At 61.9% G+C, this 24,377-nt stretch carries 21 protein-coding genes; 13 read left to right on the top strand and 8 right to left on the bottom strand.

Annotated features, from left to right (window positions below):
• Window positions 1-2,618, bottom strand: a 2,618-nt coding sequence (locus tag Q7F16_RS08315; RefSeq protein ID WP_413211831.1) for a retention module-containing protein, incomplete at its 3' end; no start/stop codon positions are given.
• 454 nt (window positions 2,619-3,072) lie between these two features.
• Here Q7F16_RS08315 and Q7F16_RS08310 point away from each other — a divergent pair.
• The 3 genes from Q7F16_RS08310 to Q7F16_RS08300 all read left to right on the top strand — a co-directional run bounded on the left by Q7F16_RS08310 (window position 3,073) and on the right by Q7F16_RS08300 (window position 8,184).
• Entirely contained in the window at window positions 3,073-4,431 is a 1,359-nt protein-coding gene (locus tag Q7F16_RS08310) for a TolC family outer membrane protein (RefSeq protein ID WP_046062960.1), read from the top strand.
• 31 nt (window positions 4,432-4,462) lie between these two features.
• The gene (locus Q7F16_RS08305; RefSeq protein ID WP_046063049.1) at window positions 4,463-6,622 is read left to right on the top strand and encodes a type I secretion system permease/ATPase; all 2,160 of its coding nucleotides are present in this window, start codon (window positions 4,463-4,465) and stop codon (window positions 6,620-6,622) included.
• A 197-nt stretch (window positions 6,623-6,819) separates the two neighbouring features.
• Window positions 6,820-8,184 (top strand): HlyD family type I secretion periplasmic adaptor subunit, encoded by a 1,365-nt coding sequence (locus Q7F16_RS08300; RefSeq protein WP_046062959.1) that lies wholly within the window; start codon window positions 6,820-6,822, stop codon window positions 8,182-8,184.
• A gap of 159 nt (window positions 8,185-8,343) precedes the next feature.
• Here the strand turns inward: Q7F16_RS08300 and Q7F16_RS08295 are convergent, their stop codons facing one another.
• A complete protein-coding gene (locus tag Q7F16_RS08295) occupies window positions 8,344-8,940 on the bottom strand; it encodes a tRNA-uridine aminocarboxypropyltransferase (protein WP_409556419.1) in 597 nt (198 codons plus the stop codon).
• A gap of 2 nt (window positions 8,941-8,942) precedes the next feature.
• Entirely contained in the window at window positions 8,943-9,836 is an 894-nt protein-coding gene (locus Q7F16_RS08290) for a LysR family transcriptional regulator (protein ID WP_003184133.1), read from the bottom strand.
• A 331-nt stretch (window positions 9,837-10,167) separates the two neighbouring features.
• Here Q7F16_RS08290 and speB point away from each other — a divergent pair, with 331 nt between their 5' ends.
• From speB to Q7F16_RS08270, 4 genes are all read left to right on the top strand, one after another.
• The gene (speB, locus tag Q7F16_RS08285; RefSeq protein ID WP_003198979.1) at window positions 10,168-11,118 is read left to right on the top strand and encodes an agmatinase; all 951 of its coding nucleotides are present in this window, start codon (window positions 10,168-10,170) and stop codon (window positions 11,116-11,118) included.
• Window positions 11,119-11,127: 9 nt separating this feature from the next.
• Window positions 11,128-11,535 (top strand): YybH family protein, encoded by a 408-nt coding sequence (locus Q7F16_RS08280; protein ID WP_046062957.1) that lies wholly within the window; start codon window positions 11,128-11,130, stop codon window positions 11,533-11,535.
• 52 nt (window positions 11,536-11,587) lie between these two features.
• Window positions 11,588-13,099: a purine-cytosine permease family protein gene (locus tag Q7F16_RS08275; protein ID WP_046062956.1), complete on the top strand. Its 1,512-nt coding sequence runs from the start codon at window positions 11,588-11,590 to the stop codon at window positions 13,097-13,099.
• Between the two features lie 196 nt (window positions 13,100-13,295).
• Window positions 13,296-14,684: a sodium:solute symporter gene (locus Q7F16_RS08270; RefSeq protein WP_014337107.1), complete on the top strand. Its 1,389-nt coding sequence runs from the start codon at window positions 13,296-13,298 to the stop codon at window positions 14,682-14,684.
• 208 nt (window positions 14,685-14,892) lie between these two features.
• On the opposite strand, the gene Q7F16_RS08265 is transcribed toward Q7F16_RS08270, so the two are convergent.
• The gene (locus tag Q7F16_RS08265; RefSeq protein WP_003198971.1) at window positions 14,893-15,021 is read right to left on the bottom strand and encodes a PA1414 family protein; all 129 of its coding nucleotides are present in this window, start codon (window positions 15,019-15,021) and stop codon (window positions 14,893-14,895) included.
• A 139-nt stretch (window positions 15,022-15,160) separates the two neighbouring features.
• A complete protein-coding gene (gene ptrR / locus Q7F16_RS08260) occupies window positions 15,161-16,054 on the bottom strand; it encodes a putrescine utilization regulator PtrR (protein ID WP_046062955.1) in 894 nt (297 codons plus the stop codon).
• Window positions 16,055-16,158: 104 nt separating this feature from the next.
• On the opposite strand from ptrR, the gene Q7F16_RS08255 reads away from it, so the two are divergent.
• Complete coding sequence (locus Q7F16_RS08255) at window positions 16,159-17,331, top strand: MFS transporter (protein WP_409556418.1); 1,173 nt, start codon at window positions 16,159-16,161, stop codon at window positions 17,329-17,331.
• Here Q7F16_RS08255 and Q7F16_RS08250 read toward each other — a convergent pair whose 3' ends face one another.
• Both Q7F16_RS08250 and Q7F16_RS08245 read right to left on the bottom strand, forming a co-directional pair.
• Entirely contained in the window at window positions 17,332-18,786 is a 1,455-nt protein-coding gene (locus Q7F16_RS08250; RefSeq protein WP_079305202.1) for an NCS1 family nucleobase:cation symporter-1, read from the bottom strand.
• 398 nt (window positions 18,787-19,184) lie between these two features.
• Window positions 19,185-20,021 carry a CvfB family protein gene (locus tag Q7F16_RS08245; protein WP_014337103.1) on the bottom strand — a complete coding sequence of 279 codons (837 nt, stop codon included), beginning with the start codon at window positions 20,019-20,021 and terminating at the stop codon, window positions 19,185-19,187.
• Window positions 20,022-20,360: 339 nt separating this feature from the next.
• Here Q7F16_RS08245 and Q7F16_RS08240 point away from each other — a divergent pair, with 339 nt between their 5' ends.
• From Q7F16_RS08240 to Q7F16_RS08230, 3 genes are all read left to right on the top strand, one after another.
• On the top strand, window positions 20,361-20,549 hold the full coding sequence (locus tag Q7F16_RS08240; protein WP_172436054.1) for a hypothetical protein: 189 nt from the start codon (window positions 20,361-20,363) through the stop codon (window positions 20,547-20,549).
• Window positions 20,550-20,743: 194 nt separating this feature from the next.
• The gene (locus Q7F16_RS08235; protein WP_409556417.1) at window positions 20,744-21,460 is read left to right on the top strand and encodes a TorF family putative porin; all 717 of its coding nucleotides are present in this window, start codon (window positions 20,744-20,746) and stop codon (window positions 21,458-21,460) included.
• Between the two features lie 81 nt (window positions 21,461-21,541).
• The gene (locus tag Q7F16_RS08230) at window positions 21,542-22,408 is read left to right on the top strand and encodes a DUF6279 family lipoprotein (protein ID WP_046062952.1); all 867 of its coding nucleotides are present in this window, start codon (window positions 21,542-21,544) and stop codon (window positions 22,406-22,408) included.
• Between the two features lie 138 nt (window positions 22,409-22,546).
• On the opposite strand, the gene Q7F16_RS08225 is transcribed toward Q7F16_RS08230, so the two are convergent.
• Window positions 22,547-22,939 carry a transcriptional regulator gene (locus tag Q7F16_RS08225; protein ID WP_409556416.1) on the bottom strand — a complete coding sequence of 131 codons (393 nt, stop codon included), beginning with the start codon at window positions 22,937-22,939 and terminating at the stop codon, window positions 22,547-22,549.
• Window positions 22,940-23,124: 185 nt separating this feature from the next.
• Here Q7F16_RS08225 and Q7F16_RS08220 point away from each other — a divergent pair, with 185 nt between their 5' ends.
• Entirely contained in the window at window positions 23,125-23,856 is a 732-nt protein-coding gene (locus Q7F16_RS08220) for a DUF899 domain-containing protein (RefSeq protein ID WP_409556415.1), read from the top strand.
• Window positions 23,857-24,099: 243 nt separating this feature from the next.
• Window positions 24,100-24,372, top strand: a complete 273-nt coding sequence (locus tag Q7F16_RS08215) for a hypothetical protein (protein ID WP_409556414.1) — start codon at window positions 24,100-24,102, stop codon at window positions 24,370-24,372.
• Window positions 24,373-24,377 lie beyond the last annotated feature (5 nt).

The raw sequence follows: 24,377 nt of genomic DNA, 5'->3' as shown, positions 1-24,377 counted from the left end.
TGGGTGTTCAGGCCGCCGACGGCAGGGTTCGAGGTGTCGTTGCCGGCGCGCACGCCGATCACCATGCCGCCATCCGCGCCAAGTACGTCGTTGTCCAGCACGTTGCCGTTGACCGTGCCGCCCTCCACCACCGAGGCGAAATCGGCATGGGCGTTGGGCACGTCGTCGACGATGTCGATGACGATGGTGCTGGTGACGGTGTTACCCAACGAGTCCGTGGCCTGGTAGGTGAAGCTTTCGCTCAACACATTCGGGCCATCGTTGGCGTGAGGCGTGGTGGTGGCTGGCGAGGTCAGGGTGTAGGTGTAGGAGCCGTCGGGCTGAAGCGACAGTTGACCGTAGGCACCGTTGGCATTGCCCACCAGCGCGAAGGTCACTGCGCCAACGGCACCGCTGATCGAGCCGACAAGGCTGCCACTGGCGGTCTCGCTGGTGGCACTCGGGGCGCTGCCGGTGACAGTGCCGGGGGCCAGGTCCTGGCCGTCCTGGTTCAGGTCGAGGGCTTTTTCGTAGACGCTGATTTCCTGGTCAGGTGTGGCGACGAGACAGACATCGTGGACATCGATGGTGATGGTGGTGGTGCTTTCATCGCCATCGGCGTCGCGCACGGTGTAGGTGAAAACATCGGTCGCGCCCGGGGCACTGACGGTGTTCGGGTTGCTGTGGTAGACGGCGTTGCCATTGGCGTCCAGGGTCAGGTAGCCGTAGGTGCCGTTGATCTGGGTGTTGAGGCCGCCAATCGCCGGAGTCGAGGTGTCGTTACCTGCACGCACACCGATCACAGCACCGCTCGCGGCCGGCCCGTCAGCGCCACCTTCGTCGTTGTTCAGGACGTTGCCACTGACCGTGCCACCCTCATCCACCGAGGCGGAATCCGCATGAGCGGTCGGCAAGTCATCAACGATGTTCACGTCCAGGTTGCCGTTGGCGGTGGTGCCGTTGTCATCGGTGACGACGACCGCAAATTGTTCGCTGAGGCTGTTGGCGCCGTTGGCGTTTGGATGGGCTTCGTTATCCAGCAAGGTGTAGCTGTAACTGACCACCCCAGTCGCAGCGTTGAAACCGGTAATGGTCAGGGTGTTGCCCAGCGCGGTGGTAATCGACTGAGGGAAACCAGCCGCTACACCACCCGTGACGACATTGATGCCGCCAACGCTCAAGGTCTGCACACCGTCCAACGCAGTCACGGTAAAGGTGCCGCTTTGAGTCAGCGCCGATGCATCCGGGCTGCTGCCGTCGCTGAGGTTTTTCTCTTGGACCGTCAGCTCACCGCCTTCGGAGTCGAGGCCGGTGATGATCACCGGGTCGTCGTTGTTGTGCACTTGCAGCACCAGATTGGCGGTGCTGGTGTCGCCGTCGGCATCGGTCAGGGTGTAGGTGAACGTCTCGGTGCCGCTGCCCCCGCCATGCAACGCGACGAATTGCGGGTCGCTGGTGTTCAGGGTGTAGGTGTACGTGCCGTTGGGGTTGAGCACCAGGGTGCCGTAGGTGCCAGTGAACGTCCCGCCGATGATCGGCCCGCTGTCGGGACCGGTGGGGATCCGGTCGGCGCCCTGATGGTCGTTGGGCAATACGTTGCCGGTGAGGGTGACCAGGGTTTCCGACGCCGTGTTGGCGTGGCTGTCGTCGATCGCCTGGGGCACATCATCGGTAATGTTGACGTCCAGGGTGCCGGTGGCCGTGTCGCCGTCGGTGTCGACGGCCACCACCGGGAACTGCTCGGTGATGCTGTTGGCACCGCCGCCAGCAGGATGGGTTTCATTGTCCGTCAGGGTATAGGTGTAGCTGACCACCCCCGTGGCCGGGTCATAGCCGGTGATGGTCAACGTGTTGCCCAGCGCCGAAGTGATGGTTTGGGGAAAGCCTGCGGGCACGCCGCCGCTGATCACGTTGATGCCACCGATGCTCAGGCTGCTCAGCCCGTCAGGCGCGGACACCGTGAAGGTGCCATTTTGCACCAGCGCCCCCGGATTGCTCGCCGAACCATCGGCCAGATTGGCTTCGTTGGTGGTCAGTTCGCCGCCCTCGACATTGACCCCGTCGAGGGTCACGGGGTTATCCGGCGTTTCAGGGGTCACCGGCGGCACGGTTGCATCGTCACCCGAGTTGTCCGGATCACCGGCCAGGCGCAGTAGTGGAAACTCGGGAATCCCGTTGAACCCAGCTGTCGGGAAACCGATCAGAGGATCGACTTCCCCGCCGACTTCTTCCAGCAGCACAAAACTGTGCCCGCCGCCCACGCCCCCCGGGTTGCCGCCCTCGGGGCCGGCGGCCGTGGCTTCACCGGTCTGGGTCGGGTCGGCACCGGCGGCGATGGCTTGCTGCAGCTTTTGCACATCGGTCAGTTGCGCGTCGCTCGGTGCCGCCGCGTCGGGCGTGTCGACATGAGGCGCATGGTTGGCGAGCAACTGCGGGGTCAGGGTCAGGTTGCTTTCGCGGCCCAGGGTCAAGGTCTGGCCGTTTTGCATATGAACAGCCACGGCCCCTTCGGCACCGGTGACCAGGTGTTCGCCGGCATAAAGCCGATCGCCTTCGACCAGAGGCCGCCGCAGGCCACCGGCCGCTTCTGCGAAAACTTGCCCGACCACTTTGCTGACGATACCGATGAGCGCTGCCATGTGCATTTCCTCCGTTGCCGACCGCAATCGGCACCTGTCTGGGTGAAGAATCCGTCCTCGGGTTGGCGACCAAAAAAGCTGGAAAATCTGCCAGCTTTCGCGAAAGCAGAAGGTGCTGGCAATTCGCCAAAACGACAAAAAACCGTCACCAAAAACCGCCTTACACATCACCCTTTCGGCACTTCTTCACGTTGCTTAAAAATCTGCATGGAACTTTTATTGACGCCTAAAAGCCGTCAGAACCCGCAGATTCAAAGGCTTTCGCTTTGAACAATGTGCCGGTTTTTTTCAAGCACATAAGTTTTTTTCGGAATAAGTCTTATGAGAAATTCTTCTTAGGTTTTGCTCAGGATGTTCTTAGCTGTGTTGTTACAAGGTTGAAACGGTTTTGATCTTAAATACGTCAATATTTTGGCGACAAGCGAAGCACTACAGACCTCAGGAGATGCACCCCATGCGCGTTCTAACCCCCCTCTGCAGCGCGGTTTTGCTGGCCATGGCCTGCTCTTCTCAGGCGCAGGCCCTGTCCTTGACCGAAGCGATCCAGAGCACCATTGCCACTCACCCAGAGCTGGCACAACGGGTAGACAGCCGTCTGTCGGCCAATGAAGACGTCAAAGTCGCCCGAGGGGGCTTTTTCCCATCGGTGGATCTCAATGCCGGTTACGGTCGTGGTTACAGCGACAACACCACCACCCGTGCCCAGGGCAACCACCACACCAATATCCTGACCTACACCCAATCGGAGCTGCGCCTGCGGCAGATGATCTTCGACGGGTTCAACACATCCAATGAAGTGCAGCGCACCCAGGGCGTGGTCAACTCCCGGGCCTATTACGCCCAGGGCACCGCCCAGGATCTGGCGCTGCGCACCATCGAGGTCTACCTGGAAGTGCTCAAGCGCCGCGAACTGGTGACCCTGGCCAAGAACAACCTGCAGGCGCACCTGCGGGTCAACGACCAGATCGGCCTGCGCACCGAGCGTGGGGTGGGCAGCAACGCCGACTCCGACCAGTCCAACGCCCGTCGGGCCCTGGCGGAAAACAACTACGACACCGCCCAGGTCGACCTGGCCGACGCCGAGGCGAACTTCTACAGCGTGGTCGGGCGCATGCCCGATGAACTGGAAGCGCCGCCCTCGACCAAAGGCGAAATGCCCGCCGACCTGCGCGAAGCCCAGCAAAGCATGGTGGATAACAACCCGTACCTGAAATCGGCCCAGGCCGACATACAGTCCGCCGAGAGCCAGTACGAAGTGGCGAAGTCGCCGTTCTATCCGCGCTTCGACGCCGAGGCGGCGGTGGGCGCCAATAACAACATCGGTGGCGAAGAAGGCCACGACAACAACTGGCGGGTCGGCGTGGTGATGAACTACAACCTGTTCCGTGGTGGCAGCGACAAGGCGCGGCTGGCGTCCAACGCCCACCAGATCAACCAGGCCATGGACATCCGCAACAATGCCCTGCGCCAGCTCAACGAAGACACACGCCTGGCCTGGAACGCGATGCTCAACGCCCGCAAACAGACCCCCACCGCCCGCGAATATGCCGACACCACCGCCCGTGTGCGCGCCGCGTACCAGGATCAGTTCGGTCTCGGCCAGCGCACCCTGCTCGACCTGCTCGACAGCGAAAACGAGCTGTACAACGCCAACCGTCGCTACACCGAGGTGCGTTACACCGAGGAGTACTCGATGTACCGAGTGCTGGCGAACATGGGCCTGCTGTTGCACAAACAACGGATCGTGCTGCCGGCCGATGCGGTCGCGCAGACCGAAGTCAAGAATCAGGCTCGGCTGCCGGAACTGAAGTAGCCCCCCTCGAAAAAATATGGGAGCAACCGACGTGACCAGCATGGAACCCGCAACCCCGAGCGCTGACCCGCGCCTGAACTTCGATGATCCCTTGCTGGACGGCCTGTTGATCCTCTGCAAACTCCATGGTGCGACGGTCAGCCGCGCCAGCCTCAGCGCCGGGCTTCCTATGGCGCACCAACGCTTGAGCCTGGACCTGCTGCCGCGCGCAGCGGCCCGGGCGAGCTTGCAGGCGCGGCTGTTGCGTCGTGAGCTGGCGGATATTTCACCCCTCAACCTGCCGGTGATGCTGATCCTGGCGGGGGGGCGCTGTGCGGTACTCAGGCGCTGGGGCGAGGACGGCAAGGCGCTGATCCTGCCCAGCGAAGCCGACGGCGGCGAGCAATGGGTCAGCCGCGAAGAACTGACCCTGGACTACAGCGGCCAGGCCTTGTTCGCCCGGCCGCGCCATGAACTCGAAGACTTGCGCTCGCCCCTGGTGCCGCGGGTCGAGGCGTGGTTTCGCGACACCTTGAAACTGTCGCGCTGGCTGTACAGCGACGCAATCCTGGCGAGCTTCCTGATCAACCTGCTGGGGCTGATGGTGCCGCTGTTCGTGATGCAAACCTACGACCGCGTGGTGCCGAACCAGGCCACGTCGACCTTGTGGGTGCTGGCCGTGGGGCTGTTGATCGGCACCGGTTTCGAACTGGTATTGCGGGTGGTGCGCGCCCATCTGCTGGACACCGCCGGCAAGAAAACCGACGTGATTCTCTCCGCCACCCTGTTCGAGCGCATCACCGGCATGGCGATGAAGGCCAAGCCAGTGACCATCGGCGGCTTCGCCCAGAGCATCCACGACTTCCAGGGCCTGCGCGAATTCCTCACCGCGGTGACCCTCACCAGCCTGATCGACCTGCCCTTCGCCCTGCTGATGCTGGTGGTGATCGGCCTGCTGGGCGGCTGGCTGGTGGTGATTCCGGTGGTGGCGTTTCCGATCACCATTGTCTTCGCGATGATCATCCAGGCGCGCCTGCGCGACACCGTGGAAAAAAGCCTGGCGCTGGGCGCCCAGCGCCAAGCCCTGCTGATCGAAACCCTCGGCGGCCTGGAAACCCTCAAGGCCTGCAGCGCCGAGAGCGAGCGCCAGCATCAATGGGAAAGCACCCACGGAGCCCTCACCCGCCTGGACAGCCACGCGCGCAACCTCTCGGCACTGGCGACCAACGGCACGTTGTTCCTGCAACAACTGGCGGGCATGGCGACCATCGTCGCCGGGGTCTACAGCATCATCGCCGGCAACCTCAGCGTCGGCGCGCTGGTGGCGACCTACATGCTCGGCAGCCGGGTGCTCGCCCCGCTCGGGCAGATCGCCGGGCTGATCACCCGTTACCAGCAAGCCCAGCTCACCATGCGCAGCACCGATGCTTTGATGGCGTTGCCCCAGGAACGTGACGCCAAGCAGCGGCCCCTGGATCGCACCCAATTGCAGGGCGCGCTGGACGTCAACGGCGTGACATTCCATTACAACGGCCAGAATGCCCCGGCGCTGGCCAATATCAGTTTCAGCCTCAAGCCAGGTGAACGGGTCGGGATCATCGGCCGCAGTGGCTCGGGCAAGAGCACCCTGGCGCGCCTGGTGATGGGTTTCTATGCGCCGGAGGAAGGCCAACTGCTGCTGGACGGCCTGGACCTGCGGCAACTGGACGTCGCCGACCTGCGCCAACAGATCGGCTACGTCGCCCATGACCTGCCGCTGCTGGCTGGCAGCCTGCGGGACAATCTCACCTTGGGCGCCCGCTACGTCAGCGACGCGCGCATGTTGGAAGTGGCGGAACTGACCGGTGTCACCGAACTGGCGCGCCAGCATCCCCAAGGCTTCGACCGCCCGGTGGGCGAGCGCGGGCAACTGCTCTCCGGCGGCCAACGCCAGGCTGTGCTACTGGCCCGGGCCTTGCTGCTCGACCCGCCGATCCTGTTGCTGGACGAACCCACCAGCGCCATGGACAACAGCAGCGAAGACGTTTTGCGGCAAAAGCTTCATACCCATGTACAGGGCAAGACCGTGCTGCTGGTCACCCACCGCACCTCGATGCTGAGCCTGGTGGACCGCTTGGTGGTGCTGGATAACGGCCGGATCGTGGCGGATGGCCCGAAAGAGGCGGTGATCGATGCGCTGCGCAAGGGCCGGGTGGGCTCCGCGGCAGTCTAGAAACAACCACATAACCCTTGTGGCGAGGGGATTTATCCCCGCTGGGCTGCGAAGCCGCCCCAAGACAGTCAGCTCAATCTGTCTGGTACACCGAGGTGTCAGGGTTTAGGGCTGCTTCGCAGCCCAGCGGGGATAAATCCCCTCGCCACAAAAGCTGCACAACAGCTCCATTTTATTTCACCAACGGGTACCGCCCCATGTCTGCTCAAACACCGGATTCAGCCGCCCGAAGCTACTTCGGCAGTTTCAGCAAAAGCGCCGAAAGCGAGTTCATGCCGGAAACCGCCGGCGCCACGCTGCAGGACTCGCCCCGCCGCTCGCGGGTGACCGTGTGGCTGGCCGCCGGGTTGATCGTCACCGGGCTGGTCTGGGCGAAGTTCGCGGTGTTGCAGGAAGTCACCACCGGCGAAGGCAAGGCGATACCATCGAGCAAGATCCAGGTGATCCAGAACCTGGAGGGCGGCATCGTCACTGAGATTTTCGTCCGTGAAGGCCAGATGGTGAACAAGGGCGACACTCTGCTGCGCCTGGACGACACGCGGTTCCTGTCGAACAAGGGCGAAAGCGAGGCTGACCGCTATGCCCTGACAGCCCAGGTCGAGCGCCTGTCGGCCGAGGCCGAGGGCCGGCCGTTCAATCTTTCGGCCGAGGTGATCGCCAAGGCCCCGCAAGTCGCCGAGGACGAGCGCTCACTGTACGAACAACGTCAGCGGCGCCTGGCCAGCGAACAACGCACCCTGACCGAACAACTGCGGCAGAAGACCCAGGAGCTGGCGGAGTTTCGCTCCAAGCAAGGCCAGTTCAGCTCGGCCCTGGCCTTGCTGCAAGAAGAAATGAACATGTCCGCCCCGCTGGTGCGCACCGGGGCGGTGTCGCCAGTGGAGATCCTGCGGCTCAAACGCAGCGCGGTGGAAATTCGCGGTTCGCTCAACGCCACCACCCTGGCCATTCCCCGGGCCGAATCGGCGATCAACGAGATCAAGAGCAAGATCGACGAATCGGAACAGACCTTTCGCTCCGAGGCAGCCAAGGACCTCAACGAGAAACGCACCGAACTGTCGAAAATCACCGCCTCGAGCATCGCCATCGACGACCGCGTGACCCGCACCACCGTCGTCTCGCCGGTGCATGGGGTGATCAAGCAACTGAAGGTCAACACCATCGGCGGCGTGGTGCAGCCGGGCAACGACATGGTGGAAATCGTGCCCCTGGAAGACAACCTGCTGATCGAAGCCAAGGTACGCCCTCAGGACGTAGCGTTCCTGCACCCAGGCCAGAAAGCCATGGTCAAATTCAGCGCCTACGACTACACGATCTACGGCGGGATGAGCGCCAAGCTCGAACTGATCGGCGCCGACACCATCACCGACGACAAGGGCAACAGCTTCTACCTGATCCAGGTGCGTACCGATAAAAATCACTTGGGTGGGGATGCCAAACCCTTGCTGATCATTCCGGGGATGGTGGCGACGGTGGACATCATCACCGGGGAGAAAAGTGTGTTGGATTACTTGCTCAAGCCAGTGTTGAAGGCGCGGACCGAGGCGATGCGCGAGCGCTGATCCGAATTTACCCCGACCCCGTGGCGAGGGAGCTTGCTCCCGCTGGGCTGCGCAGCAGCCCCAAGACCATTCACCTCGTTGTGTCAGGCAGACCGCGCCAGCAGGTTTTACGACGGCTGCGCCGCCGAGCGGGAGCAAGCTCCCTCGCCACAGGGGTCTCTATACCCCTCCATGGTTCTTCTGGTAAGTCTCCTCCCCCATCGCCGCAATCTGCCCCTCGATCAACGCCTCGAACGGCCTCAGCAACAGCTCGAAGCTCGCTGGCGCCTCAAGCACCTGCAACGCCTGGACAATCGCCTCCACCGTCGACAACGCCCCCGGCCCTGGCGCCTTGCGCAAACGATAACGAGACACCCCGCCCTCGGCCAATGTCACCCTCGGCAGCGCCGCCAGCAGCGGGTTGAGGTGCAACAGCTTGCGCGCCTTGCGCCAGGTGCCGTCGGGCACGACCAGCAGCAACGGCTCATCGCAGGGCGCATAAGCCTGCAACGGCTGTGCATCGTCAGCTGGAAACAACAACCGTGCCTGATAACCCGGCTGATTGAGCAACCTGGGCAAATCCTCGAACACCTCACCCACGATCAGTTCAGCGTTGTTAAGCCCCAACGCCGCCAAGCGGGCGGTGTTCAAGGCATGGTTCACTTCGCTGGGATGCTGCAACAGCAAGACGCGGGTGCGGCTGTCGAGGCTGGGGATCAACGGGCACAGACAGTGGCTTTGCGGTCGTTGGCAGCGCGGGCATTGAGTTCTGGACATGGTCACGCCTGATTCAGTTGAGCTTTGAGCAAATCGCGGAAGGTCTGGATCAGCGGCTCGCGGCTGCGACCACGGCGTACGATCATCGAAAACGGCGCCTGATAACCGAAGGTCGCCGGCAGCAGTACGCGCAAGTCACCCTTGTCGACCCAAGCCTGGGCGTAGTGCTCGGGCAGGTAACCAACGTAGGCCCCGGACAACACCAGGATCAACTGCGCCTCCATACTCTCCACCGTCGCCGCGCTGTGCTTGAAGCCATGGCGAGCCAGTTCGGCCTGGCTCCAGTAACCGCGCCCGACCATGCGCTGCTGAGTGATGACCTGCTCGGGGATGCGCCGCTCGTTGAACAGCGGGTGGCGGTTGCTGCAATACAACCAGTGCTGCTCACGGTACAGCGGCATGTAGACCAGCCCGCTCATGCGCGTGGAGAACGCACCGATGGCCAGGTCCAGGCGGTTGTCCTGCACGCCGAGTTGCAACTCGTAAGGGCTCATGACCGACAGGTGCAAATGCACCGCCGGATGCTCCTGGCTGTAGGCGCCGATGGCTTCGGCGAACGGCAAGGCCTTGTCGCTGACGGTAGAGTCAATCACTCCCAGGTTCAAGGTGCCGCGCAGCTCACCCTTGAGCGCGGCGGCGTACTGCTCGAACCCTTCGAGCTCACCCAACAGACGCAGGGTTTCCTGATGGAACAACTCGCCCTTGCTGGTCAGGCTGAACCCGCCCCGACCGCGATGACACAACACCAGGCCCAGGGCCGATTCCAACTGACTCATGTAGGTGCTGATGGCCGACGTGGACAGGTTGAGCTCGTGCTGAGCATTGGCGAAACCCTGGTGCCGGACCACGCTGACAAAAATGCGCAGCAGTTTCAGGTCGGGTAGAGCGTTGGCCATGGGGTGTCTCCATACAAGCAGGTCAATGCACATTTGTGGCGAGGGGATTTATCCCCGCTGGGCTGCGAAGCAGCCCCAAGACAGTCAACTCAATCTGCCTGATACACCGGGATATCAGGGTTTAGGGCCGCTTCGCGCCCCAGCGGGGATAAATCCCCTCGCCACAGGGGGCATCATTTGCCCCAGAACTGCACTGACGCGAAGTCTATCGCCCCACCCGCCATTAGTTTAGAAAAATCTGAACTAAGTATTTGCCCCTAGCGATTCTTCGCGGCAATGGCTTTTCGCAGAATCGGCCCCTGATAAATAAAACAACGATGAGGCCCTACCCGTGGACAAGATTCTTCACCAACCACTGGGCGGCAACGAAATGCCGCGCTTCGGCGGCATCGCCACCATGATGCGACTCCCCCATTTGCAAACCGCTGCCGGCCTGGACGCTGCGTTCGTCGGCGTGCCGCTGGACATCGGCACCTCCCTGCGCGCCGGCACCCGATTCGGGCCGCGGGAAATCCGCGCCGAATCCGTGATGATCCGCCCCTACAACATGGCCACCGGCGCCGCGCCGTTCGACTCGCTGTCGGTGGCCGACATCGGCGACGTGCCGATCAACACCTTCAACCTGCTGGACGCGGTGCGGATCATCGAGGAGTCGTACCACAAGATCCTCGAACACAACGTCATCCCCCTGACCCTGGGCGGCGATCACACCATCACCCTGCCGATCCTGCGGGCCATCCACAAGAAACACGGCAAGGTCGGCCTGGTGCACATCGATGCCCACGCCGATGTGAACGACCACATGTTCGGTGAGAAAATCGCCCACGGCACCACCTTCCGCCGCGCCGTGGAAGAAGGCCTGCTCGATTGCGACCGCGTGGTGCAGATCGGCCTGCGGGCCCAGGGCTACACCGCCGATGACTTCAATTGGAGCCGCAACCAGGGTTTCCGCGTGGTCCAGGCCGAAGAGTGCTGGCACAAATCCCTGGCCCCGCTGATGGCCGAAGTACGTGAGAAAGTCGGCGGCGGCCCGGTGTACCTGAGCTTCGACATCGACGGTATCGACCCGGCCTGGGCGCCAGGCACCGGCACTCCGGAAATCGGCGGCCTGACCACCATCCAGGCGATCGAAATCGTCCGTGGCTGCCAAGGCCTCGACCTGGTCGGTTGCGATCTGGTAGAAGTCTCGCCGCCGTACGACACCACCGGCAACACCTCGCTGCTGGGCGCCAACCTGCTGTACGAGATGCTCTGCGTACTGCCTGGCGTGGTTCATCGCTGAGGTGCGGTCATGAACGATCGAGATCAGGTTCTCAAGGCCGCCGCCGAATTGGTGTCGGCCTTCGCCCGCAATGACCGTGACGCCTACTTCGGCGCGTTCACGGCCGATGCGAGTTTCGTGTTCTACACCCTCGAACAGCCCCTGCTGTCACGCGATGCCTACCTGGCGTTGTGGGATCGCTGGCGGTCCGAGGATGGCTTTGAGGTGCTCAATTGCACTTCGAGCAACGCCTTCGTCAGCCTGCAAGGGGACGTCGCGATTTTCATCCATGACGTGGCCACCGAGCTGCGCATGCAAGGGGAGCTGCACTTTAGCCAGGAGCGCGAAACCATTGTGTTTCGCCAAGAACAACAAGGCCTATGGCTGGCCTGTCACGAACATTTGTCCGCAATGCCGGAAGGGCTGCCATCCCCTTAGCAACAGGCGACATTCACACACGATGAATGCGCCTCGATGATCGGAGCAGATCATGAATAACAATAACGATAAAAGCCTTACGCACATTGAAACCAACGGGGTCGAACAGATCCCCGACCACGAACGCAGCGCCGGTCCGGGCGACCTGTTTCGCCTGATTTTCGGCGGTGCCAACACCTTCGCCACCGCCGTGCTCGGCAGTTTCCCAGTACTGTTCGGCCTGTCATTCCAGGCCGGGGTCTGGGCCATTGTGCTGGGCGTCCTGGTGGGTTCGATCATTCTCGCGCCGATGGGCCTGTTCGGCCCGCTCAACGGCACCAACAACGCCGTTTCTTCCGGGGCACACTTCGGCGTGCACGGACGGATCGTCGGCTCGTTCCTCTCGTTGCTGACCGCCATCGCGTTCTTCTCGCTGTCGGTCTGGAGCTCCGGGGATGCGTTGATCGGCGGCGCCAAACGGTTGATCGGCATGCCAGAGACCGACCTGAGCCTGGGCCTGGCCTACGGCCTGTTCGCCCTGCTGGTGTTGACGGTGTGCATCTATGGCTTTCGCTTCATGCTGTGGGTCAACCGCATCGCCGTATGGGCGGCCAGCCTGCTGTTTTTGCTGGGCATCCTGGCCTTCGCACCGACTTTCGACAGCCAGTTCGCCGGCACGGTCAGCCTCGGCCAGCCGGGCTTCTGGGCGGCGTTTATCGGCGCGGCGCTGGTGGCTATGAGTAACCCGATTTCCTTCGGTGCGTTCCTCGGTGACTGGTCGCGCTACATCCCCCGCAATACGCCCAAGCGCCGCATCATGCTGGCCGTGATCGCTGCGCAACTGGCGACGTTGATCCCGTTTCTGTTCGGCCTCGCCACCGCCACCATCGTGGCGATCAAGGCGCCGGACTACATCGCGGCCAACAACTACGTGGGCGGGCTGCTGGCGGTTTCGCCGAGCTGGTTCTTCCTGCCGGTGTGCCTGATCGCGGTGATCGGCGGCATGTCCACCGGCACCACCTCGCTGTATGGCACCGGCCTGGACATGTCCAGCGTGTTTCCACGGGTGCTGTCGCGGGTCAAGGCGACGCTGCTGATCGGCGTGCTGTCGATTGCCTTCATCTTCATCGGGCGCTTTGCGGCGAACCTGGTGCAGAGCGTCTCGACTTTCGCCGTGCTGATCATCACCTGCACCACGCCGTGGATGGTGATCATGATCATCGGCCTGCTGGTGCGCCGTGGCTTCTACTGCCCGGATGACCTGCAAGTGTTCACCCGTGGCGAAACCGGCGGGCGCTACTGGTTCAGCCACGGCTGGAACTGGCGCGGCCTGGGGGCATGGATCCCCAGCGCGCTGGTGGGGTTGTGCTTCGTCAACCTGCCGGGGCAGTTCGTCGGGCCGCTGGGGGAACTGGCCGGCGGGATCGATATCAGCCTGCCCGTGACCCTGGGCCTGGCCTCGGTGGTGTACCTGGCGTTGCTGGGGCTGTTTCCAGAGCCGGCGGCGGTGTATGGGCCGCAAGATCCGCGTAGCAAGGACGCTTCGGTGCCCATCGATAAACCAGCCCTCAGGCAAACCGCCTGATCCGAGACAACAAAATACCTGTGGCGAGGGAGCTTGCTCCCGCTGGGCTGCGCAGCGGCCCCAAGCTTTTAGAGGTTGCTGCGCAACCGAGCGGGAGCAATCTCTGGCCACATAAAGCGCGTTCGCACTGAGGCTGCAGTGCCAGGGACAGCACCGCCTCGTCCCATACAAAAAAGACAATCGGAGACACGCCACCATGGCTTTGGACTTAATCGTCGTTCTCATCTACGCCGCCGGCATGATCGCCCTCGGCTGGTACGGCATGCGCCGCGCCAAGACCCGTGACGACTACCTGGTCGCCGGGCGCAACCTCGGCCCGGGCTTTTACCTGGGCACCATGGCCGCCACCGTACTGGGCGGTGCGTCCACCATTGGCACCGTGCGCCTGGGCTACGTCTACGGCATTTCCGGATTCTGGTTGTGCGGCGCCATTGGCCTGGGCATCGTCGGCTTGAGCCTGTTCCTCGCCAAGCCCTTGCTCAAGCTGAAGATCTACACCGTGACCCAAGTGCTGGAACGCCGCTACAACCCGGCCGCGCGCCAGGCCAGTGCGCTGATCATGCTGGTTTATGCACTGATGATCGGCGCCACTTCGACCATCGCCATCGGCACCGTGATGCAGGTGCTGTTCGGCTTGCCGTTCTGGGTGTCGATCCTGGTGGGCGGCGGCGTGGTGGTGCTGTATTCCACCATCGGCGGCATGTGGTCGCTGACCCTCACCGACATCGTGCAATTTCTGATCATGACCGTTGGCCTGGTGTTCCTGCTGATGCCAATGTCCATCGTCGATGCCGGCGGCTGGGATGCGATGGTGGCGGCCTTGCCGGCCAGCTACTTCGATTTCACCGCGATTGGCTGGGACACCATCCTCACCTATTTCCTGATCTACTTCTTCGGCATTTTCATCGGCCAGGACATCTGGCAGCGGGTGTTCACCGCTCGCAGCGAAGGCGTGGCCAAAGTGGCTGGCACCGCCGCCGGCCTGTACTGCGTGCTGTACGGCCTGGCCGGTGCGTTGATCGGCATGGCGGCCAAGGTATTGCTGCCGGACCTTGCGAACGTCAACAACGCCTTCGCCAGCATCGTCCAGACCAGCCTGCCCAACGGCATTCGTGGATTGGTGATCGCCGCCGCCCTGGCAGCCTTGATGTCCACTGCCGCAGCGGGCCTGCTCGCGGCGTCCACCACGGTCGTCCAGGACTTGCTGCCCCGTCTGCGCCAGGGCCGTGAGAGTGGCAATGGCGACGTCCACGAGAACCGCATCGCGACCCTGCTGATGGGGGCGGTGGTATTGGTGATCGCCCTGGTGGTCAGCGACGTCATCAGTGCCCTGACCCTGGCCTACAACCTGTTGGTGGGCGGCATGCTGATCCCTCTGATCGGCGCCATCTACTGGAAACGCGCCACCACCGCTGGCGCAATCACCAGCATGTCGCTGGGCTTCCTGACCGCGCTGCTCTTCATGCTCAAGGACGGCCTGGACGCCAACACGCCGATCTACTACAGCCTGAGCGTGGCGCTGGTGAGTTTTGTGCTGGTGAGCTTGTTGTCGCCACGTCCAAGTGCGGTGGCCAAGGTAGTCTGACCGACAACCCTGGGCAATGAGATCCCTGTGGGAGCGAGCTTGCTCGCGATGACGGCGGTACATTCAACATGGATGCATGCCGGTCCACCGCTATCGCGAGCAAGCTCGCTCCCACATTGGTTGTCTTCAGGCATAAAAAAGATCGCAGTTCCGGGCCATCTCAATTGAAATGGTCCGGAACTGCGATCTCTCCAAATTCCTGGTGGGTTTACCGGCGGCGCGGTTGGCGGCGGCGTTGCTCGTCATCGGTGCGGATCGGTACCGGTTGCATCGGTGGCTCGATCAGGCCAAGCGCGACACCCAGGTCGTGAAGCCAATTCTGGATTTTCTCTTTCATCGTGGTGCCCCCTCAGGGTGGTACGAGCGGCAAATTACTGTGGCCCCTTCGCACTGATAATAGTCCGATGTTCTACGCAATGCTCGTCTCAGTTTGCAATGATCTGTTACTGAATTGATCCAAATCCACCTCCCGGAGTTCAAGCCGATTGCGCCGTCGTCATGGGCGCTCGCGGCCAGGCCTGTTGTTGCAATTCAATCCAAGCGTTGAGGTTGGCCCCAACCATGCCTTTGCGCCACATCAGCCAGGTCGTGGCGCTGGCAAACGGCTCGGCCAGCGGATGCACCGTCACCCGCTCGCGGCCCGGCAGGCTGGCCAGCATCGACTCTGACATCAACGCCACCCCGGACCCGGCGATCACACACGCCAGCATCCCTTGGTAAGACTCGATTTCCATCGCCCGGCCCATGGTCGCGTGGTCATGGGCAAACCAGGCCTCCAAGCGCATCCGGTAGGAGCAACCACGCCGGAACGTGAACACGGCGCGGCCCTGCACATCCAGCGCGCTGCTTACCGGCGCATGATCGGCCTCGGTAATCAGCACCAACCGCTCGTCGCACAACGGCACGCCATCGAGCCCCGCCAGCTCCAGCGGGCCGTCCACCAACGCCGCGTCGAGCCGATTGGTGAGCAGGCCCTCAAACAATTCGCCGCTCGGCCCGGACTGCACTTGCAGGTTCACCGCCGGATACGCTCGGTGATAAGCCGCCAGCAGGTCCGGCAGATGCGTCGCTGCCGTGCTGTACATCGTGCCCAGCAGGAAATCCCCAGCCGGCTGCCCGCCCTGCACGGCGGCATGGGCTTCGTCGTGCAAGGCGAACAGCTTGGCCGCGTAGTCCAACAGGACTTTTCCTGCCGGTGATAACTGCAAACGCTGACGCTCACGCAGGAAAAGGTCCACGCCCAATTGCTCTTCCAGCTGCTTGAGCCGGGTCGACAGGTTCGATGGCACCCGGTGCAGGCGCTCGGCGGCCCGGGTGATGGAACCTTCCTCGGCCACGGCCTGGAAAATCCGCAATTGGCTGAACTCCATGACATTCTCCAAAAAAGAACAAGTTACTCACTATTATTCATTTTTAATGAAAGTCAATCAGTCCTAGCCTGACGGTCATTCGCCCCGACACCCGGAGAACGACCATGTCACCTCTAATTCGCCTGCTCGGCAGTTTCATCGCGCTGATGATGGCCATGGGCATTGGCCGCTTCGCCCTTACACCGCAGTTACCTCATTTGATCGGCGAAGGTCAGGTCGACTTGACCGCCGCCGGTCTGATTGCCGCGGCCAACTACCTGGGCTATTTCCTCGGCGCGCTGGACGCCATGTTCGCCCGCCGTCCGGAACAGGTGCGGCGACGGTTGCTCGGCGGCCTTTGGCTGTGCGTGCTGCTGACCCTGGCGTCGTTCTGGGCCTGGGGTTTCTGGCCACACCTGGCATTGCGTTTTGGCACCGGTGTGGCGAGCGCCTGGGTGATGGTGATGATCACCGCCCTGAGCCAACCCTTGGCAGCGGCGGCGGGACGGCCACGGCTCGGCGCCCTGGTATTTGCCGGACCTGGATTGGGGATTTTCCTGACCGGCTTGCTCGCCCTGGGCTCGAACCTGCTGGGCCAGACCTCTGCGACCCTGTGGCTGGTGTATGCCGGCGTGGGGTTGGCGATGTTGCTGGTGATCCTGCCGATCCTGCCGCAACCCGCCGCAACCGCGACCGTTGCCGCGCCGGTCACTCCCTCACCGAACGGTGGCATCGCTCGACTCGGTGTGGTGTACGCCCTGTACGGCCTGGGCTATATCATTCCGGCCACGTTCCTGTCGCAAATGGCCTCGGCGCAGTTCCATGGGCAATGGCTGGCCGACCTGTTCTGGCCCTGCTTCGGCCTGGCTGCCGCCAGCGGCGTGTTGTTGGTCAGCCTGCGTCGCCCCAACCCGAACACCACCGGTCGCTGGCTGATCGGTACGCTCTGGCTGCAAGCCGTCGGCGTATTTGCCTGCCTGCTGGGCAGCGGGCCGGGGCTGGCGTTGGGGGTGCTCCTGTGTGGCGCGCCGTTCCTGGCCTGCATGCAGCTGGTGATGCTGCGCTCCCGGGAGCTGGCGCCCCACGCCACCCAGCGCAACGCGGGCCTGTTGACCGCCTGCTTTGCCGTGGGTCAGCTCAGCGGGCCACTGCTGGCGGCGCTGAGCAGCCATTTCAGCGGCGGCCTGCAACCGGCCCTGATCATCGCCGGCAGCGGTCTACTGCTGGCCGGTGGCCTGCTGCTGCGGCCCGCCAGCCAGGGCGCGGCAAGGCCTTGCGCTCAGACCGCCCTGCGTTGATCAGGCCTGGCCGGCCGGGCTGAACGCTTTGTTCGACTGCGCGGCCGACTCGCGCCGCGCCAAGGCGAAATACAACACCCCACCGAGGAAGCAACCGGTGAACCAGGCAAAGTTGGCCATCGGTTGCAGCAGCGGCGTGAAGGTGATCGCCACGCCCATCAACGTTGCCGGGACCAACGCCTTGACTGCAGTCCAGTTGATGCCGCCGCTGTAGTAATAGCGCCCGCTCGGCCCGTCATTGAACAGCGCATCGACGTCGATCTGCTGTTTTTTGATCAGGTAGTAATCCACCAGCAGGATCCCGAACAGCGGGCCGATGAATGCCGCCAGCACATCCAGGGTGTAGTGGATCACTTCGGGGTTGTTGAACAGGTTCCACGGCGTGATGAAAATCGACGCCACCGCCGCGATCATGCCGCCGGCGCGCCAGCTGATCTTGCTGGGGGCGACGTTGGCGAAGTCGAAGGCTGGGGAAACGAAGTTGGCGACAATGTTGATGCCGATGGTGGCGGTCACGAAGGCAAAGGCGCCCAGCAAGACGGCCACATCGTTGTCGATGCGCGCCACAGTGGCGATCGGGTCATGGAGCATTTCGCCGAACACCGGCAAGGTCCCGGAAACAATCACCACGGTGACCAGGGAGAACGCCAGGAAATTCACCGGCAGCCCCCAGAAATTGCCCCGGCGTACGTCAGACATGCTCCGGCAGTAACGGCTGAAATCGCCGAAGTTCAGGGTCGGACCGGAAAAGTACGACACCACCAGCGCCGTCGCCACGATCACCTGACCGAACGCCTGCCAGCCGGACAAGGATTTTTCCGCCAGGGTGAAGCTGATGTTGCTCCAACCGGCCTTCCACACGATCCAACCGGCCAACAGGAACATCACCGCATACACCACTGGTCCGGCCCAGTCGATGAAACGACGGATCGATTCCATACCGGTCCAGAACACCAGCGCCTGGACGAACCACAAGCTGAGGAAACCGAACCAGCCCAGGTAGGACAAACCGGCAAAATGCGGCGTCGCATAGACTTCCATCGAAGGAAAAAACCGCAACACCACGATGATCAGCGCACTGGAGGCCAGGTACGTCTGAATCCCGTACCAGGCCACGGCGATCAAGCCACGAATGACTGCGGGAATATTTGCCCCGAACACGCCGAACGCCAACCGGCAGATCACCGGATACGGCACCGCCGCCTGCTGGCTCGGCTTGGCGACCAGGTTGGCGATCAACTGCACAATGCAGATACCGCCGAGCAAGGCAATCAACACCTGCCAACTCGCCAACCCCAGTGCGAACAGGCTGGCGGCAAACACATAACCGCCCACACTGTGCACATCGCTCATCCAGAACGCGAAGATGTTGTACCAATTCCATTTCTGCGGCAGCGGGCCCAAGTCCTCGTTATAGAGGCGGGGGCTGTAGCCGTTGGGCAATTGCTCGGACATTGCGGGGCTCCTTTGAGTACCGCCGTGCCCCCGTATCGACCTGCTCACCATACTGCGCACGGGAGCCGGCATGGTTTGTATACGCGTTGCTACGCAGAATGCGTGCCATAGGCGCGAAATATGAGACAAACCGGGGTGTGGAGCGGGGGTTAAAGTCGAGCAGGAGCAGGCATGCGCCCACGAACAGGGCGCGAGTGCATGCTAAAGGTGCAGGGTTTTGTATACAGAGGAAAGTCGCAGCGCGCCGCTATGTGGGAGCAAAGCTTGCTCGCGAAACAGGCGCCTCGGTTTCAGAAAGACCGCATCGCCTTCATCGCGGGCAAGCCTTGCTCCCACAGCTGGCCTCCCTGGCCACATAAAACCCTTACTTGCCACAGATGCTGTGGCTCGACTGAAGATCAGCTCAATTCGATGCGATCGGCATGAATGACAATCTGCCCATTCTTGTACAGCGCACCAATGGCTTTCTTGAAGTTGCCCTTGCTCACGCCAAACAGGCTGCTGATCAGCGCCGGGTCGCTCTTGTCGCTGACCGGCAAGGTGCCGTTGTTCTCACGCAACTTGGCGAGGATCTTCGCGTTAAGGCTGGTGGCGGCTTCCTGGCCCACCGGCTGCAGGCTCAGGCTGATCTTGCCGTCCGGGCGGATTTCCTTGATGAAGCCTTTTTCCTGTTTGCCGGCGCGCATGAACTTGAAGATTTCGTTCTTGTGGATCAGGCCCCAGTGCTTGTTATTGATGATCGCCTTGAACCCCATGTCGGTGGCTTCGGCGACCAGCAAATCCACTTCCTGGCCCGGCGTATAGTTGGCCGGGGTCTTGTCCAGATAACGGTCCAGGCGCGCTGTGGCGGTGATGCGGCGGGTGTGCTTGTCGAGGTAGACATGCACCACGCAGTACTCGCCAGCGGTCATCTGGCGCTTTTCTTCGGAATACGGCAGCAACAGGTCCTTGGGCAGGCCCCAGTCCAGGAACACGCCGATGCTATTGACCTCAACCACTTTCAGGCTGGCGAATTCACCCACCTGAACTTTGGGTTTTTCCGTGGTGGCGATCAGTTTGTCGTCGCTGTCCAGATAAATGAAAACATTGAGCCAGTCTTCATCTTCACTGGGAATATCCTTGGGAATATATCGATTGGGCAGCAGGATTTCGCCGTCCGCACCGCCGTCCAGATATAAACCGAAGTTAGTGTGTTTAACCACTTGCAAACTGTTGTAACGCCCGACTAAAGCCATTTCCAATACCCTCATTGCGTGGGCGGCATTCTACCCGGTTTTGCAGCGCGATTCGTGGCCGCAGGCAAGGTTTGCCAGCAAGGCCCTGCACAACCGTTGATTTTCATGGGCTTTCGCCCCAGCCACGGCCATTCGTCAGGCGGGCGGCGCTGCGTATCGCTCGCCATCGGCGCCCTATTTCTCCCCCGGTTGTTATTTAAAACAGAGGCTTAGGGCAATAATTGCAGGAGAGTCGTCTATTATTCCCGTCACGACAGCGATAATTCAGAAGGATATTTACCAAGCAATTGTCAAGTATTTCCTGTACGATGCCTGGCCCAATTAATTATCTACAGGTTAATGGTCGTCATGCGCGTAAAAGCATCCAACAGCAAATCAAAGCCAGCTCCAGCCGTTGAAACCAGCGAGTCGATCAACGACCAGATCGCTGCGTTCCTCAAGTCCGGCGGCGAGATCCAGCAAATTGCCAAAGGCGTCAGCGGCCAGACATTCGGCCCGTCCAAGCAGATCAGCCTGGGCAAGAAGTAAGCTGCGCATCACCTGGTCCCAAAGCGCTTTGAGCTTCGAAGCGCTTGGACTGGAACCCTCCCCGTCTCACCCATTTCCCATGAATCGACGAACGGCCCTCGCTGCCGAGCATTCGCCGGTATGCTTGCACCTCTCTAGCTCAAGCGTTTCAGCTTAATTACCGATCCTGCTTCTCGCTTTTCATGGAGTGAAGCATGCGCGCCCCTATCGCTCTGCTGATGATCAGCCTATTGCCATGTTCCCTCGCTCAGGGGCAGGTATTCCAGCGCGAACTCGGCGACTTCGACCTCAAACTCGGCACCACCCCTAGCCGCAGCATGGCCCAGGGCCTGGTCACGCCATCGAGCACCGGTTCGTTCCATGGTGGCCTGGACCTGAGCCACGACAGCGGCTGGTACGTCGGCCAGTGGTCCCCCAGCGCCGGCCTGACATCGTCCACCAACCTTGAGGTCGATTCCTACATAGGCTTTAAACAACCCTTCGACCAGACCCTGGGCTACGAAGTAGGCCTGATCCACTACAGCTACCCCACCGTAGATACCCTCGACCGCCAGGCGTTCTACGGCGGCCTGACCGTACTCGGCAGCCGTTTTGGCGCCGCCCTGAGCAACGACCCGGACAAACAGAACAGCACGCTGTTTGCCGACCTGGGTGGCAATGTGCCGTTCGGCATTGGCATCAGCGCCAAATACACCACCCACCAGCTCAACACACCGGTCTCGGTCGAGAACGGTTATGTCGGCAGTTTCAGCGACTGGTCATTGAAAATTTCCCGCCCCTGGATGGGCATCGACCTGGACCTGATCTACAGCGACTCAAGCCTCAGCGGCAGCAGTTGCTCGGCCTACTCCGGCCACAACAGCGAATGCGACAGCCTGCTGACCCTCAAGATGGCCCATCCTTTTTACTAAGCGTTACTTATTCGATCGGCTGAACTGCCGCGCGCCTGCCATGCTCAAACAAAGCACCTACGCCTTTGCAAGGACTCGCTCATGCCGCGCTGGTTGACCCGCACCGCCATGTTCATCGCCCTGCTGCTGACGCTCACCGCCTGCAGCCGTATAGGCCTGGCCTACCGCAACCTCGACCTGATCATCCCCTGGACCCTCAACGATTACCTGGAAATCAACGGCGAGAAAAAGGACTGGTTCAACGAACGCCTCGAGGAGCACCTGAGCTGGCATTGCACCACCCAGTTGCCCGGCTACCTCGACTGGCTGGATCGCCTCAAGACCATGGTGCAAACCGAGCAGGTAACCGACGAAGCCCTGCAGCAGCGTACCCGGGAAGCCAAGGCCGCCATCGCCGAAACCGCCCGGGCAATCACCCCTTCGGCCATCGAACTGCTGCAAGGCCTGAACGACGACCAAGTCGATGACATGGACGCCGCCTTCGTCAAGGACCAGCGCAAACGCCAGCAGCAATACCTCAAGCCGACGTTGCAGGAGCAGATCCAGCAACGCAGCGAACGCATGGTCAAACGCCTGAACGACTGGCTCGGCCCGCTCAACGACGCCCAGCGCCAACGGGTGATGGCCTGGTCCACCGCCCTGGGTGACCAGAACCAGCAATGGATCGCCAACCGCGCCCACTGGCAAAACCAGTTCAGCGAAGCCGTAGCCCAACGCCACAGCCCCGACTTTCCCAAACGCATCGAGCAATTGCTGGTCAACCGCGAAAGCCTCTGGACCCCCGCCTACCGCGAAGCCTTCAGCAAAACCGAAGCCCAGGCCCGCAGCCTGCTGGTGGACCTGATGGCCGAAAGCACCCCGCCCCAGCGCGAACGGCTGCTGAAGAAAATCGACGGGGTGAAGAAGGATTTCACTGACTTGAAGTGCCTGAAAGCAACACGCTCCTAAAACCACTGAGATCCCATGTGAGAGCGAGCTTGTGTGGGAGCAAGGCTTGCGGTCCATCTGATAGACCGTGTTGCCTGCATCGCGGGCAAGCCTTGCTCCCACACAAGCCCAGCTCCCACAGGGTTCCGTGCAGGCCTGTCAGGCAATCTGCGCCTTAGAAGCCAACTCATCAAACGTAAACTCATCCAGCGCATCCACCTGCTCATCCAGCACTTGGCGCGGATGATCGTTACCCGGAATGCTGCTATCAATCAGGCTCAACAGCCGCGAACCACGCGGCGTCAGCACAAAATTCTCGCCATTGCCGCCCTCTTCCTCCGGCCGCGGCTCAATATAGCCGCGCATGAGCAGCAACTTCTCGTACTCCCCGGCAACCGTTTTCAGATGATCGAGGTTCTCGATCGCCTCGCCTTCAGCCCCTTTCGCCGCCGCGTACTCCTCCGCGTAAGCCCGAGGAGCAAAGCTGTGGCCGGCGCCGTTCTGCACTTCGTGCAACAACCGTTCGATCAAGTCCCAGTTATAAGTCGTCATCCTGGTCCATCCTCCAAAGAGTGAGATGCCTACTTAGGTTGTGACCGAGGCGCCGCGCCGCCGTTCAGCCGGGTTTCCGGGCGGTCTCAACCTTGAGCCGACCAACGGCCTGTCGAATTGCTCCGAGGCCAAACGACCAACTGTTGAAGGCCGATTTCGCGGCTCTGACCACAGGAGAAATCACCATGAACGTAGAGAATCATCCAGTCGTCTCGCGGGAAGAATGGCTCGCCGCCCGCCGCCAACACCTGGCCCACGAAAAAGCCTTCACCCGCGAACGGGACAAACTCAGCGCCGAACGCCGCGCCCTGCCCTGGGTAAAAATCGAAAAACCCTACCGCTTCCAAGGCCCCCACGGCGAACTGAGCCTGGCCGACCTGTTCGGTGGCCGCAGCCAACTGATCATCTACCACTTCATGTTCGGCCCCGGCTGGACAGAAGGCTGCCAGGGCTGCTCCTTCCTGTCCGACCACATCGACGGCGCCAACCAACACCTGGCCCACCACGACGTCGCCATCGTGGCCGTCTCCCACGCGCCCTTCGCCGAATTCCAACCCTTCAAACGCCGCATGGGCTGGGCCTTCGATTGGGTCTCATCCGAAGGCTGCGACTTCAACTACGACTTCGGCGTCAGCTTCAAAACCGAAGACACCGCCACCGGAAAAGCCACCTACAACTACGAAAAAACCGACACCACCGAAGGCGAACTCCCCGGCCTGAGCGTCTTCTATCGCAACGAAGCCGGCGACATCTTCCACACCTACTCCACCTACGCCCGTGGCCTCGACATCCTGGTCGGCACCTACAACTACCTCGACCTGACGCCCAAGGGCCGCAACGAAGACGAAATCATGGACTGGGTGCGGCATCACGATAAATACGAAGAGGCCAAGCCCCACGGCTGCTGCCACAGCTGACGCGCCAACCCGCCCAAGTCGAGCGTGATCCCCGTGGCGAGGGAGCTTGCTCCCGCTCGACTGCGTAGCGGTCGCTTGCTTTAAGCCGACAAATACCAGGCCAAACGTCCTACATGAAGCTCGGAAAGCGGTGTCTTGTGGCACTGGAGGGGGCCAGCCTATAGTCCCTCGTCGCCCCAAAAAGGCGACCGGGTTTGGCGACCCGATCTACAGAGAGACTCATCAACTTTCGAGGCTCTGCTTATGACTAGATACATGCCCATCACCGGAATCGACTGCACCCCGGCCACCCTGCTCATCGACACCGAAGCCCCGCTGGACGTCCTTTTCGAAACCGCCGACTACCGCATCCGCACGGTGACCCAGTTACTGGAAAATATCGCGTTCCGTTCGGATATCAGCTCCGATACGGTGGTGCTTTCAGACTTTTGCAAGATGCTGACCATAGCGTTGCGCGCCGGGTGTGATGTGCTGGATGTGATTGGGAGACGGTTGCGAGCGCAAGCTGCTGGGTAACGAAA

The sequence above is a fragment of the Pseudomonas sp. Lb2C2 genome, from assembly GCF_052112205.1.
In the GTDB taxonomy this organism is placed as follows: domain Bacteria; phylum Pseudomonadota; class Gammaproteobacteria; order Pseudomonadales; family Pseudomonadaceae; genus Aquipseudomonas; species Aquipseudomonas kilonensis.
The sequence above is the reverse complement of the archived record's forward strand: the minus strand, read 5'-3'. Positions and strand labels throughout refer to the sequence as shown.